We start from the raw sequence: 13,405 nt of genomic DNA, 5'->3' as shown, positions 1-13,405 counted from the left end.
CCGTGCCGGGTTTGACGGCAAGCGGTGACAGACCTCGCCCGCGCTCTTCTCGGGGTGGAAGCGCGCGCCTACTCTGAATCTGCCCGCTTCCCCAGTCGGGCTTCTGACGGAAGAGCTCCTGCGAGCCGAGGCTGCCTCCCCAGCGCCCCGTCACGACTTCCGGGTGTGGTTCGGCGCCCCGCCCGGAAGCTCGGGGGCCGGCTCAGGACCCGAAAGACGCCGGCAGAGCGCAGTAGTCGGCAGTGCGGCGGATCGGATGCGCGGGATCGGTCAGGTCGACCAGCGCGGAGGCCACGCTGTGCGGCGGTTCGTCGCCGGCGAGCTGCCACAGGGTGAAGTTCCACATGCCGCGCGCCGTCGGGCTCAGCAGCGCCGCCGGCCCGGAGACGACCAGCACGCGGTCGGCCTTCGGACCGCTCCGGAACGGTGCGACGACGTCGGCGCGCAGGGTCTGCTCGTCGCCGTCCTCGCTGTGCGCGCGCTCGACCTCGTGGCCGGTCTCGACGAGCGCCGACGCGAGCGCGTCCGCGGCCGTGCGGGAGCGCTCCGCATCCTCACCTGCCACGGCGAGCAGTCGACGTCCTGCGGGGTAGAGGTGGAGGAACTCCTCGGCGATGCCGTGCCATGCGTCCGTCATGGCTCCAGGCTACGCCCGTGAGAGTCGAGCGGGGCGGACACGCGACACCCCTCGCCCGTGGGAGAACGGGCGAGGGGTGCCGCGGCGACGGCTCAGTCCTCGTCACCGAGAAACCGGAGGTCGCCGGGTCGTCACGGACTCTTCGTCAGCTGAACTGGTTCATCGTGTTGTGCTGACCGCCGGCCTTGAGTGCGGCGTCGCCGGCGAAGTACTCCTTGTGGTTGTCGCCGAGATCGGAGCCCGCCATGTTCTGGTGCTTGACCGTCGCGATGCCTCCGCGGATCTCGCGGCGCTGGACGCCCTTGACGTAGGCGAGCATCCCCTCGTCGCCGAAGTAGCCCTTCGCGAGGTCATCCGTCGACAGCGCAGCCGTGTGGTACGTCGGAAGGGTGATGAGGTGGTGGAAGATCCCCGCGCGGGCGGAGCCGTCGCGCTGGAACGAGCGGATCTTCTCGTCGGCCAGCCGTGCGAGCTCGGTGTCGTCGTACTCGACGTTCATGAGAGCGCTGCGGTCGTACGCCGACACGTCGCCGCCCTGCTCTGCGAGCAGGTCATAGGCCTGTTGACGGAAGCTCAGCGTCCAGTTGAACGACGGGCTGTTGTTGTAGACCAGCTTCGCGTTCGGGATCTCCGCACGGATCGCGTCGACCATGCCCGCGATCTGCTCGACGTGCGGCTTCTCCGTCTCGATCCACAGCAGGTCGGCGCCGTTGCGGAGCGAGGTGATGCAGTCGAGCACGACGCGCTCCTCGCCGGTGCCGGTGCGGAACTGGTACAGGTTGCTCGCGAGACGCTTCGGGCGCAGCAGCTTCCCCTCGCGCTTGAGGACCACGTCGCCGTCGCTCAGACCGGCTTCCGAGATCTCCTCGACATCGAGGAAGGAGTTGTACTGATCGCCGAGGTCTCCTGGCTCCTGCGAGACGGCGAGCTTCTGGGTCAGCCCCGCACCGAGCGAGTCGGTGCGGGCGACGATGATGCCGTTGTCGATGCCGAGTTCCAGGAACGCGTAGCGGACCGCGTTGATCTTCGCGAGGAAGTCCTCGTGGGGAACGGTGACCTTGCCGTCCTGGTGGCCGCACTGCTTCTCGTCCGAGACCTGATTCTCGATCTGGATGGCGCACGCCCCTGCCTCGATCATCTTCTTCGCGAGCAGGTAGGTCGCCTCCGGGTTGCCGAATCCGGCGTCGATGTCGGCGATGATCGGGACGACGTGGGTCTCGTAGCCGTCGATCTGCGACTGGATGAATTCCGCCGCCGTCTCGTCGCCGGCGGCTCGCGCGGCGTCGAGCTGGGTGAAGAGCAGGTCCAGCTCACGGGCATCGGCCTGGCGGAGGAACGTGTACAGCTCCTCGATCAGAGCGGGCACTGCGGTCTTCTCGTGCATCGACTGGTCGGGGAGCGGCCCGAACTCAGAACGCATCGCGGCGACCATCCACCCGGAGAGGTAGAGGTAGCGCTTGTTCGTGGACTTCAGGTGCTTCTTGATCGAGATGAGCTTCTGCTGCCCGATGAACCCGTGCCACACGCCGAGTGACTGCGTGTAGACGGAGGAGTCCGCGTCGTACTCGTCCATGTCGCGGCGCATGATGTCGGCGGTGTACTGCGCGATCTCGAGTCCCGTGCGGAACCTGTTCTGCGCGCGCATCCGTGCGGCCGACTCCGGGTCGATGGCGTTCCAGGGGGAGCCGTGCTCCTCCTTCAGCGCCCGGATGGCGTCGATGTCGTCCTGGTACTGAGTCATGTCAAGTCCTTCGTTGCGGTGGGTGAGCGGGTCAGTCGTTCTCGATGAGGTGGCGCGAGTAGGCGCCCAGGGTGAGGAAGGTGGGGAACTCCTCCTGCAGCGCGACTTCCCGGAAGACGTCAGCGGCATCGTCGAAGCGGTCGCCCGCGCTGCGCGTCGCCCGGGCGAGCACCTGCGTGATCAGCTCCTCGACGTACTCCACCGTGATCGCCGTCCCGTCCTGTGTGCTGCGGTCCTGGTGGATCCACTGCCACACCTGCGAGCGGCTGATCTCGGCGGTCGCGGCATCCTCCATGAGGTTGTCGATCGCCACGGCGCCGAGCCCGCGCAGCCAGGCCTCGATGTAGCGGATCGCGACCGACACGTTGTCGCGCACGCCCTGGGCGGTGATCGGACGACCGATGTGCAGGTCGAGCAGATCCGCCGCCTCCACGTGCACGTCGTCCCGCTGGCGGTCGACCTGGTTCGGACGGTCGCCGAGCACGGCGTCGAACTCCGCCAGCGCGGTCGGGATCAGGTCGGGGTGGGCGACCCAGGTGCCGTCGAAGCCGTCTCCGGCCTCGCGCTTCTTGTCGGCCGCGACCTTCTCGATCGCCCGTGCCGTCGCCTCGGGGTCGCGGCGGTTGGGGATGGATGCGCTCATGCCGCCGATCGCGAAGGCGCCCCGCTTGTGGCAGGTCTGCACGAGCAGCTCGGTGTACGCCCGCATGAACGGCACCGTCATGGTGACTTCGCTGCGGTCGGGGAGCACGAAGCGCGCACCGCGACCGCGGTAGTTCTTGATGATCGAGAAGATGTAGTCCCAGCGGCCGGCGTTGAGGCCGGCGCAGTGGTCGCGCAGCTCGAACAGGATCTCGTCCATCTCGAACGCGGCGGGGAGCGTCTCGATCAGCACGGTCGCCCGGATGGTGCCGTGCGGGATCCCGATGTACTCCTCGCTGAACGAGAAGACGTCATCCCACAGCTTCGCCTCCTCGCTCGACTCGATCTTGGCGATGTAGAAGTAGGGTCCGCGGCCGTCGGCGATCAGGGCCTGCGCGTTGTGCAGGAAGTAGAGCCCGAAGTCGACCAGCGACCCGGACGCCGAGGTGCGGCGCCCTGCCCTGTCGACGAAGGAGATGTGCTTCTCAGGCAGGTGCCACCCGCGGGGGCGCATCACGATCGTGGGCGTGCGCTCTGCGGTGACGCGGTACTCCTTGCCCTCCGGTGACGTGAACGACAGCTCTCCGCGGATCGCGTCGCGCAGCGACAGCTGGCCTTCGATCACGTTCTTCCAGGTCGGGCTCGTGGCATCCTCCTGGTCGGCGAGCCAGACGCGGGCGCCGGAGTTCAGCGCGTTGATCGTCATCTTGGGGTCGGTGGGACCGGTGATCTCGACGCGGCGGTCCTCGAGCCCGGGTCCGGCGCCGGCGACGCGCCACTCGGCATCCTGGCGGATGTGCGCGGTGTCCTCGCGGAATCGCGGGTCGTGCCCGTTGCCGATCTCGAAGCGGCGGCGCATGCGATCGGCCAACCGGTCATGGCGGCGCGAGGCGAACCGGTGGTGCAGCTCGGTGAGGAAGGCGATCGCCTCGGGAGTGAGGATCTCGTCGTAGCGGTCGCGGAGCGGTCCGGTGACGTCGATCGCCGGACCCGGCTGGGTCGTCTGGATCGGCGCGGTGACGGTGGGAGTGCTCATGATCAGAAGCCCTTTCTTCGAATGGTCCGGCTGTGACGCCGTCTGGCTTGAGACCACTGTGTGTGAAGTTCAGGGCTTCTCACGACCAATACGGGCGTGAAGTTTGCCCGAAATTCTGTTTCTGTGACAGAATCGCCGCCATGCACCCTTCGACCAGCTCAGGGACCCCGGTGGACTCGGAAGAGGCCGACGCCCTCACGATCGGCCGCCGCATCCGGCAGCTCCGGACCGCCCGAGGGATGACGCTCGAGGAGCTCGCCTCCGCGGTCGATCGCGCGCCGAGCCAGATGTCGATGATCGAGACCGGAAAGCGCGAGCCCAAGCTCACCCAGTTGCAGGCGATCGCCCGTGCGCTGGGGACGGCGATCGACGCGCTGATGGAGGGGGAGCCGCTCGACGAGCGCAGCGCCGCGGAGATCGCGCTCGAACGCGCGATGAAGGGGCAGACCTTCCAGGCGCTCGGCATCGAGCCGTTCCGTATCGGCAAGAGTCTGCCGACGGATGCGCTGAAGGCGCTGCTCGCGCTGCACGGCGAGATCGACCGCCTCAAGGATGAGCGGGCGGCTACTCCGGAGGAGGCGCGGCGTGCGAACGTCGAGCTGCGTCATCTGATGCGCCGTCAGGACAACCACTTCGCTGATCTCGAGGCCAAGGCTTCTGAGATCCTCGCGGCGGTCGGGCACTCGGGTGGACCGTTGACCCAGCGCGCGGCATCCGAGATCGCCGCCTACCTCGGATTCACCCTGCACTACGCCCCCGATCTGCCGCAGACCACGCGCAGCGTCGCCGACCTGGCGAACGGGCGGCTCTACCTGTCGAGCCAGGTCCAGGCCAAGGGGGATGCGCGCACCGCGGTGCTGCAGGCGCTGTCGAGCCGCATGCTCGGCCATTCCGAACCCCGCAGCTACGCGGAGTTCCTGCGCCAGCGCGTCGAGACCAACTACCTCACCGGTGCGCTGCTGATCCCCGAGGCGCATGTCGTCCCCGCGTTGACGGAGGCCAAGGCACGGCGCGCGATCTCGATCGAGGACCTGCGCGACGCCTACTCCGTGTCGTACGAGACCGCGGCGCATCGGTTCACCAATCTCGCCACCAGGCATCTCGACATCCCGGTGCACTTCCTGAAGGTGCACGAGTCGGGCACGATCACGAAGGCCTACGAGAACGATGACGTGAACTTCCCCACCGACCGCCTCGGCGCGATCGAGGGGCAGATGTGCTGTCGCAAGTGGACCAGTCGCGTCGTGTTCGACGAGGACGACCGCTTCAACCCGTACTACCAGTACACCGACACCGGCAACGGCACCTACTGGTGCACCGCCCGCGTGGAGGCGTCGAGCGAGGGGCTGCACTCGCTGAGCGTGGGGGTGCGCTTCGACGATACGAAGTGGTTCGTGGGTCGCGACACCGCCAATCGCGGCGTCTCGAAGCACTCGGTCGAGGTGTGCTGCCGCCGCGCGCCCGCCGAGCTCGAGGAACGCTGGCGCGAGAACTCCTGGCCCAACGTGAAGACCCCGCGCACGCTGCTCGCGACCCTGCCGACCGGTGCGTTCCCCGGCGTCGACACGACCGATGTGTACGAGTTCCTCGAGGCGCACGCCCCGCGCTGAGTCCCGCACACTCCTGCTCGCGCCGCCCGGTTCGCGGCCCGGTTCGGTTCGCCGAGTGCACGACATCCTGCCGTATGCACGGCTTCCGCGCGCCGATAGGTCGGGCATTCGGCGCGAAGCCGTGCACTCGAGCGTCCGCCGGAGCCGGCGCGTCGTCAAGAAGTAGTTTGTTGTTGCTTAGTCAATCTTGACTATGTTACTTTCAACGAGCCATCAATGACGAACGGCCGAGAAGGGACCCTCATGGCTACTTCCTCTGCGGAAACCCGATTCCGCATCACCGCCACCCTGACGTGCGTTCTCGCCGCCACGCTGACGCTCGGAGCCTGCTCCGCGCAACCAGCCGGCAGCGATACCGCCCCCACGGATGCCGCATCCGACACCTGCCAGCGCAACAAGGATGCCGGCAAGATCACCTACATCTCCGGCTACGGCTACTCCGCCAGCGCCGGACAGCTCGACGTGTTCCTCGCCGAGGAACTGGGCTACTTCGACGAGCTCTGCCTCGACGTCGAGATCAACGCCTCCGGTGCCAACGGACAGCAGCTCGTGGCCTCTGGCCAGGCGCAGTTCACCGCACTCGGCTCGGCATCCGATGTGATGCTCGCGGCGGCGAACAGCAAGAACCTCACCGCGGTCGCCACCTACGGCACCACCCCGCCGTTCTCGATCTTCGGCAACGAGAAGCTGAAGAGCCTGAAGGACCTCGAGGGCGGATCTCTGGGGTACTTCATCAACCTCACCCCGATCGCCTCCGCCATGCTCGACGAGGCCGGCGTCGACGTCTCGAAGGTCGAGATGGTGAAGATGACCAACTACGACCCGACCGTGGTCGTGCGTGGTCAGGTCGACGCGATCGTCGGCTACGCCTCCAACCAGCCGCAGTCGCTCAAGGCACAGGATCTGCCCTTCAGCGAGTTCCTCCCCGCCGACCTCGGCGTCGAGGGCACGTACAACGTGATGGAGGTCAACTCGCGCTTCCTCGCCGAGCACCGCGAGGTCGCCGCCGACTTCATGCGGGCGAGCCTCAAGGCGCTGCAGTACTGCCTGGACGAGTCGGATGCCTGCATCGACACGCTCGCGCAGCTCGCGGAGGACAACAACCAGGGTGCGGCCTTCCCGCGCGACCAGCTCGCCCGCACGTGGGAGGTGGAGTCCGCCTGGGTCCGTGAGAGCGCCGGCGGCAACCCCGGAGTGCAGACTGCGGCGATGTGGAAGCCCGAGTACGCGCTCGTCGAGAAGTACGGTGACGTCAAGGACCTCCCCGCGATCGAGGACATGATGGATGCCGACCTGGTCGCCGACCTCTACGACGGCGACGCGCTGATCTGGCCGGCGAAGTGATGTCGGCCGCACAGGGCGCCGGCGTCGAGGTCCGGAACGTCACGAAGACCTTCGGCGTCGACGGGACGCGGGTGACCGTGCTCGACGATGTGAGTCTGACGATCGGCATGGGCGAGTTCGTGTCGGTGATCGGTCCCAGTGGATGCGGAAAGTCGACGCTGCTCAAGGTCGTCGCGGGTCTCATCGATGCCGATTCCGGCAGCGTGACGATCGACGGCGAGAGCGTGGCTGCGGCGTCGAGGGACAAGAAGATCGGCCTGGTCCCGCAGTCTCCTGCGCTCCTGCCGTGGAAGACCGTGCAGGAGAACGTCGAGCTGCCCGTCCGGCTGAACCGCAAGGCGAACGGGGGCCGCGCGCTGCGCGACCCCCAGGAACTGCTCTCGACGTTCGGTCTCGGTAAGGCGATGAAGAAGTACCCGGGGCAGCTGTCCGGCGGCATGCAGCAGCGTGCAGCGATCGCCAGGGCGTTCGTGTTCGACCCGGCGATCATGCTGATGGACGAGCCGTTCTCGGCGCTCGACGAGATGAACCGCGACCTGCAGCGGATCGCGCTGCTGGAGTTCTGGCAGTCGAATCGCAAGGCGGTCATGTTCGTCACCCACTCGGTGCCCGAGGCGATCATGCTCTCGGACCGCATCGTCGTGATGGCAGCCCACCCCGGGCGCATCGCCGCGGTGATCGATGTGAACCTGCCGCGGCCGCGCACCGAAGAGGCGTACGCGACCGACGAGTTCCGCGAACTGGAAGCAGTCGTGCGCACCACCCTGCGCGCGCAGACGGAGAAGGCCCATGTCTGAGATGACGATCCGTGACACGACCGCGACGCTCGCCACCGCGCGGCTGCGTGCAGGTGCACGACGCGGCGGGATCCCGCCGTGGCTGCGCTGGGGCTCCTGGGGTCCCACCCTGATCACCTTCGTGATCGCCGCGACACTGTGGCAGGTGGTGGCCTGGACCAACCCGTACGTGCTCCCGACGCTGGAGGCGATCGGCGGCAGCCTCATCGACGACGCCGGCATGTACTGGTCGAACTTCCTGGTCACGCTGCTGGAGGTCGTGGTCGGCGCCTCCGCCGGCATCCTCGCGGGCTTCGTGCTCGCGGTGGTGATGGCGGAGTTCCAGATCATCGAGCGCGCGGTGATGCCGCTGGTCATCATCGTGATGGTGACGCCGATCGTGGCGATCGCTCCTGCGCTGGTCGTGGCGTTCGGCTTCGGCATGGTGCCGAAGTTCATCGTCACCGGTCTCGTGGTGTTCTTCCCGATGCTCGTGAACTCCCTGGCCGGGCTCCGCGACGTCGACCAGCGCGCACTCGACGTCTTCAAGACGCTGCACGCCTCGCGCTGGGAGATCTTCCGCGAGCTGCGCTTCCCCGGCAGCATGCCGTATGTCTTCGCCGGTCTGCGCATCGCGCTGCCGCTGGCGGTCGTCGGCGCCGCGGTTGCGGAGTTCGTCGCCGCCGGGCAGCAGGCCGGTCTCGGCTCGCTCGTGACGACGTCGGCCGCCCAGGCCAACCTGCCCGTCACCTGGGCCAGCATCGCCCTGCTCTGCCTGCTCGGCGTGCTCCTCATCATCCTCCTCGCGATCGTGCGCAAGCGCGTGCTGTGGTGGAGCGACGGCGAGGTCACGGCGAAGGGCTGACGCCGCATCCTCATCCCGGGGCGGGCCCCCACCCGCCCCGGGTTCCTCCGGCGTGCCCGACGCCAGGGAAGATCCTACGAACCACCCACAAGGAAGGCACCCGCACATGACCGATCAGAACTCCGTCAAGCCCCTGCGTCTCGGCCTCTTCGAGAACGCGCAGGCGAACGACTCCGGCACCGCGACCTGGCGGCACCCCGACAACGGGCGCTACCTGTTCGACAAGCTCGAGTACTGGCGCGACACCGCGCGCATGGTCGAGGACGCCGGTTTCGACTTCCTCTTCCTCGCGGATGCCTGGGGGTGGGCCGACGTCGCAGGCGAACGTCCCGACATCTGCTCGGTCGAGGGTCTCGACCTGCCGCGGCTCGACCCGGCGATCATCCTCGCGGCCCTCATCCCCGAGACCACGCGGCTGGGACTCGTCGCCACCGGATCGACGCTGCTCGAGCCGCCCTACTCCTTCGCCCGTCGGATGGCGACCCTCGACATCCTCTCCGGCGGACGCATCGGCTGGAACGTGGTCACCACCGGCACGGCAGACACCGCGGTGCAGGGCTTCGGGGTGCCCATGGTCGGGCACGACGAGCGCTACCTCATGGCCGACGACTTCATGCAGGTCGTCTACAAGCTGTGGGAGCAGGCCTGGGAGGAGGGGGCGCTGGAGCGGGACAAGTCCGGGCGATTCGCCGACCCGTCCAAGGTGCATCGCATCGCCCATGACGGCCCGTACTTCCGCTCCCACGGGTACGGCAACACCTCGCGCTCGCCGCAGGGCACCCCTGTGCTCTTCCAAGCGGGAGCCTCTCCCGCCGGGCGCGAGTTCGGCGGCAAGCACGGCGAGGCGATCTTCGTGGGCAGCGGCTCGGTGGAGCAGCTGCGTGCGCACTCGACCGCGATCCGTGAAGAGGCCGTGAAGAACGGCCGTGCAGCGAGCGACGTCAAGATCATGTCGGCGTTCGCCGCGATCGTCGGCAGCACGGAGGAGGAGGCACAGCGCAAGTACGCCGAGGTCGCCGACGCGCAGAACCCCGACGTCACGGTCGCCTCGTACGCGTGGTTCACCGGCCTCGACCTCTCGGCCTACGCGCCCAGCACGCCGATGGCCGAGCTGAGCACCGAGCTGTCGCAGACGCAGGTCGCGCGCTTCGCCGACAAGACGGTCGGCGACGTGCTCGGCGACTGGCATGCGCACGGCGTCGGCGCCCGGCCGATCGTCGGCACCCCAGAGCAGGTGGCGGACCGGATGATCGAGCTCGCCGATGGCGCCGACCTCGACGGCTTCCTGTTCGCCCCCGTCATCCCGCCGGCATCGACCGTCGACTTCATCGAGCACGTGCTGCCGATCCTCAAGGAACGCGGGGCGATCGTCGAGCCACCGGCCGAGCCGCAGAGCCTGCGCGAGCGCCTGATCGGCACGCCGACGCCGGCGCTGGCCGACACGCACACGGGCTCGCAGTACCGGCGGACGATGTCTCGTGTCTGACACCACTCGCGAGGAGCTGGTCGGTCCCCCGAAGACAGAGGCCGCACCAGCTCCTCGCGAGTGACTCTGCAGTGTTCGCGATGCGGGGCCCGAGCCGCTGACGGCCCGGGCCCCGCATGAGGTGCCTACTCGCTCGCTGCGGCGGCCTCCGCGACCGTCTCACCGGCGAACACGTACTCGCCCTCGCGCAGGCGCTCGAGCAGGTCGAGCAGCCACTGCTTCTCGGCCGTGAGCCGCGCGGTGGAGAGGTCGAAGATCTCACGGACGTACTTCGGTGTCGTCTCGGAGCGCAGCGTGTCCTGCACGTCGAAGCCGTTCTGCGTGATGATCGCGTCGCTCTTGATGAGGCGGTGCTCCAGTCCGGCGATCACCTCCTGACGGCTGAGCACGAACATGAACGACGCGACCGTCATGATGGCCTGCGTGTCGAAGGCCGCGACGTTCCAGAGGTTCTCGCGCAGCATCCGCTGCAGCTCGACCTCGCCGGCCGGAGTGATGCGGTAGGTGGTGCGGGCAGGGCGCTTCCCCTCGGTCTCCGTGCCGCTCTCAGCGATGTAGCCGTCGACCTCCAGGGCACGCAGGGCGTTGTAGATGGACCCGGGCTGGATGTGCGCCCACTCGTCGACGTGCCAGGTCATCAGCTCGCGGCGGAGGAAGTACCCGTGCACGGGCTGGAACTGCTTCACGGCGCCGAGGACGACGAGGCGGGTGGTCGACATGCCCTCATGCTAACCGCTGGGGGCGGGAAGTCGTGGTTGTTTGCATGGTCAAAGTTGCCTATGATCAGAACTAGTCAAAGTTGACTAACGAAAGGATGCAGAAATGACGACTGCTGCGACTGAGACCCTGCCCAGGGATCGCGCCCTCCGCCGGGCCTTCTCGGTGTATCCGACCGGTGTCGTCGCCCTCGCCGCCGAGGTCGACGGTCGAGCCGTGGGGATGGCCGTCAACTCCTTCACGTCGATCTCGCTCGAGCCCGCGCTGGTGGCGATCAGCGCGGCGCGCACCTCGAAGACCTGGCCCGTGCTCCGCGCCGTGCCTGAGCTCGGCATGAGCGTGCTCGCTGCGCATCACGAACCGCTCAGCCGCCTGCTCTCCTCGCGGGAGGACGACCGGTTCGGCGCCCACGGCTGGCACCGGAGCGAGCAGGGCGCCGTGCTCGTGCAGGATGCCGCGCTGTGGCTCACCTGCCGCCTGCACAGCACCTTCGACGGCGGCGACCACGAGGTGGCGCTCTACGAGATCGCCGACATCACGGTGTTCGACGACGTCGAGCCGCTGGTCTTCCAGCAGAGTCGCTACCGCTCGATCGCAGCGGCCGAACTTCCGGGGTGACCACCCGGGCCCCGCGGATGCTCCGTGGCGAGGTGGTGCCGGGCGACGGCCGCGGCCGCGTCCTCGGATTCCCGACCGCGAATCTCCGGTGCCACGACGGCGTGCTGCCGGACGACGGGATCTATGCGGTGTGGGTGCGGATCGACGATGATCCGACACCCCGGGCAGGCACCGTGAGTGTCGGGACCAACCCGACCTTCGCCGGTGAGCGGGAGCGTCGTGTCGAGGTGCACCTGCACGCAGTCGACGTCGACCTGTACGGCCGCACGCTCGCGGTGGAGCTCGTGGCCTACCTGCGCCCCACGCTGTGCTTCGCCGACGCGGATGCCCTCATCGCCCAGTCGGTCATCGACATCGCCGACAGCGACGCGGCCCTGGCCCGCTGATGTCGCGGTCACTCCCTGGCGGTCTGCAGCAGCGTCCACAGCTCCGCCCGAGCGGGGAACGTCGACAGATCGGTGCCGAGCAGCGCTCCAGCCTGCGCGATCCTGGCGCGGAGCGTGTGCCTGTGCACGCCGAGCACCGCCGCTGCCGATTCCGCACGGGCGTCGTGCTCCAGCCAGCAGCGCAGCGACCACTCGAGGGCTGACCCGGTGCGGGCATCGTGTTCGCGCAGCGGTGCCAGCCGCGACTCGGCCACCAGCCGTGCCTCATCCGTGGCGAGTGCGGACAGGATGCTGGTGCCGATCGTGTCGGCGTATCGTTCGGCGCCGATGGCCCCGCGCTGGCGGAGCACGGTGACGGCCTGGGCGTGCGCACGGGAGAAGGCATCGAACTCTTCGGGTTCCGAGACTCCGATGCGGATGCCGAAGCGCGTCGCCACCTCGTCGAGAAGTGCCTCATCGCTCGCAGACAGGCAGATGGTGAGGCCGTCGTCCGACTCGGCGAGGAAGGAGGCGGTGCCATGCTCGGTGCGCTGCCGCTCCCACCAGTCGGTGAGGGCGCCGGCCGGAGCGTCGGCCGCGACGGCCACGACCACAGGGGTCTGGGGGAGTCCGCCGAGCACCCGGCGAGCCAGGGCGGGATCGTCGTCGAGCAGTGAGACCAACAGCTGCCTGTGCAGGCGGCGGCGGCTGCGGGCGAGCTGCTCGCTCTGCTCCATCGAGAGTCCGGCCATCGCGATCACCGAGGTGACGACGGAACGCGCCTCCTGGTCGAGCGCATCGATCGCGAGGGCGATCACTCCGCGCAGCTGCCCGCCGCGTCCGATCGTGAACAGCATGAAGGTGTGCTCGTCGATCGTGAGCGACTGGCCCGCTTCGAGCCCGCGGGTGAGGATCTCCATGACGCGCTCGCCGAGGTCGTCGAGCACATCGCGTCCGACCGCGCCGCGCGGATGGGCCACGGCCAGGGCGCCGGCGGCGTCGAACATCCCCACCCACGCGCCGAGGCGGCGTCCCAGCTCGTCCAGGGTCGCGTCGAGTCCGCGTGGACGGAGGGCGGCGAGGGCCAGCCCGCGCTGTGTGTCGAGGGCCCAGGAGCGGCGCGCGTACGCCTGGGCGGCGATGGCCTCGGAGTGCGCGCGCGCCACCGCGATGAAGGGGGTGCGGTAGGGGACCTCGAACAGCGGAAGACCGCGGGTGACGCAGGCGGTGAGGAGCTCTTCGGGGATGCCGGCGCGATGCACCTCGGTGCCGAAGCCGAGCCCCAGGACGCCGCGGTCGATCAGGCGGCTCACATAGAGGTCGATCGCCGCGGCGTCGTCGAACTGGGTGCCCGTGGTGAGCAGCACGAGGTCTTCGGCCAGGAACGGCGTGGGGTCGGCCAGATCGGAGCTGTGCACCCAGCGCAGAGGGCGGTCGAGCGCTTCGGCGGGGAGGGAGCCGTCGGGGGAGACCAGGCGCAGCCCCAGATCGCGGCGGTCCAGCAGCGCCCGCAGCGTCGGTTGTTCCGCGGCGGCCATGCGTCCTCCTGGGTGTCGTCGAGGTGTACG

Annotated in this window: 12 protein-coding genes; 7 read left to right on the top strand and 5 right to left on the bottom strand. The window is 68.6% G+C overall.

Annotated elements, in window-relative coordinates:
- Positions 1-202: 202 nt before the first annotated feature.
- From KZC51_RS16320 to aceB, 3 genes are all read right to left on the bottom strand, one after another.
- A complete protein-coding gene (locus KZC51_RS16320; RefSeq protein WP_247631074.1) occupies positions 203-637 on the bottom strand; it encodes a hypothetical protein in 435 nt (144 codons plus the stop codon).
- A 145-nt stretch (positions 638-782) separates the two neighbouring features.
- Positions 783-2,378, bottom strand: a complete 1,596-nt coding sequence (locus tag KZC51_RS16315; RefSeq protein ID WP_247631073.1) for an isocitrate lyase — start codon at positions 2,376-2,378, stop codon at positions 783-785.
- 31 nt (positions 2,379-2,409) lie between these two features.
- Positions 2,410-4,056, bottom strand: coding sequence for a malate synthase A (gene aceB, locus KZC51_RS16310; RefSeq protein WP_247631072.1), 1,647 nt, complete (start codon positions 4,054-4,056; stop codon positions 2,410-2,412).
- A 140-nt stretch (positions 4,057-4,196) separates the two neighbouring features.
- Here aceB and KZC51_RS16305 point away from each other — a divergent pair, with 140 nt between their 5' ends.
- The 5 genes from KZC51_RS16305 to KZC51_RS16285 all read left to right on the top strand — a co-directional run bounded on the left by KZC51_RS16305 (position 4,197) and on the right by KZC51_RS16285 (position 10,137).
- Entirely contained in the window at positions 4,197-5,666 is a 1,470-nt protein-coding gene (locus tag KZC51_RS16305; protein WP_247631071.1) for a helix-turn-helix domain-containing protein, read from the top strand.
- A 243-nt stretch (positions 5,667-5,909) separates the two neighbouring features.
- The gene (locus KZC51_RS16300; protein ID WP_247631070.1) at positions 5,910-7,010 is read left to right on the top strand and encodes an ABC transporter substrate-binding protein; all 1,101 of its coding nucleotides are present in this window, start codon (positions 5,910-5,912) and stop codon (positions 7,008-7,010) included.
- Positions 7,010-7,807 (top strand): ABC transporter ATP-binding protein, encoded by a 798-nt coding sequence (locus tag KZC51_RS16295; protein ID WP_247631069.1) that lies wholly within the window; start codon positions 7,010-7,012, stop codon positions 7,805-7,807. The genes KZC51_RS16300 and KZC51_RS16295 overlap by 1 nt, the downstream gene beginning before the upstream one ends.
- The gene (locus KZC51_RS16290) at positions 7,800-8,651 is read left to right on the top strand and encodes an ABC transporter permease (protein WP_247631068.1); all 852 of its coding nucleotides are present in this window, start codon (positions 7,800-7,802) and stop codon (positions 8,649-8,651) included. The genes KZC51_RS16295 and KZC51_RS16290 overlap by 8 nt, the downstream gene beginning before the upstream one ends.
- A gap of 106 nt (positions 8,652-8,757) precedes the next feature.
- Positions 8,758-10,137 (top strand): NtaA/DmoA family FMN-dependent monooxygenase, encoded by a 1,380-nt coding sequence (locus tag KZC51_RS16285; RefSeq protein ID WP_247631067.1) that lies wholly within the window; start codon positions 8,758-8,760, stop codon positions 10,135-10,137.
- Between the two features lie 125 nt (positions 10,138-10,262).
- On the opposite strand, the gene KZC51_RS16280 is transcribed toward KZC51_RS16285, so the two are convergent.
- Positions 10,263-10,856 (bottom strand): PadR family transcriptional regulator, encoded by a 594-nt coding sequence (locus KZC51_RS16280; protein ID WP_247631066.1) that lies wholly within the window; start codon positions 10,854-10,856, stop codon positions 10,263-10,265.
- 103 nt (positions 10,857-10,959) lie between these two features.
- Between KZC51_RS16280 and KZC51_RS16275 the strand changes: the two genes are divergently transcribed.
- Both KZC51_RS16275 and KZC51_RS16270 read left to right on the top strand, forming a co-directional pair.
- On the top strand, positions 10,960-11,472 hold the full coding sequence (locus tag KZC51_RS16275; protein WP_247631065.1) for a flavin reductase family protein: 513 nt from the start codon (positions 10,960-10,962) through the stop codon (positions 11,470-11,472).
- Positions 11,469-11,858 carry a riboflavin kinase gene (locus tag KZC51_RS16270; RefSeq protein ID WP_247631064.1) on the top strand — a complete coding sequence of 130 codons (390 nt, stop codon included), beginning with the start codon at positions 11,469-11,471 and terminating at the stop codon, positions 11,856-11,858. Before KZC51_RS16275 ends, KZC51_RS16270 begins: the two co-directional genes overlap by 4 nt.
- An 8-nt stretch (positions 11,859-11,866) precedes the next feature.
- Here KZC51_RS16270 and KZC51_RS16265 read toward each other — a convergent pair whose 3' ends face one another.
- Complete coding sequence (locus KZC51_RS16265) at positions 11,867-13,375, bottom strand: PucR family transcriptional regulator (protein ID WP_247631063.1); 1,509 nt, start codon at positions 13,373-13,375, stop codon at positions 11,867-11,869.
- Positions 13,376-13,405 lie beyond the last annotated feature (30 nt).

Origin of the sequence: Microbacterium croceum (assembly GCF_023091245.1) — a bacterium.
GTDB classification, from domain to species: Bacteria; Actinomycetota; Actinomycetes; order Actinomycetales; family Microbacteriaceae; genus Microbacterium; species Microbacterium croceum.
This window is presented reverse-complemented; position numbering and strand designations above follow the sequence as displayed.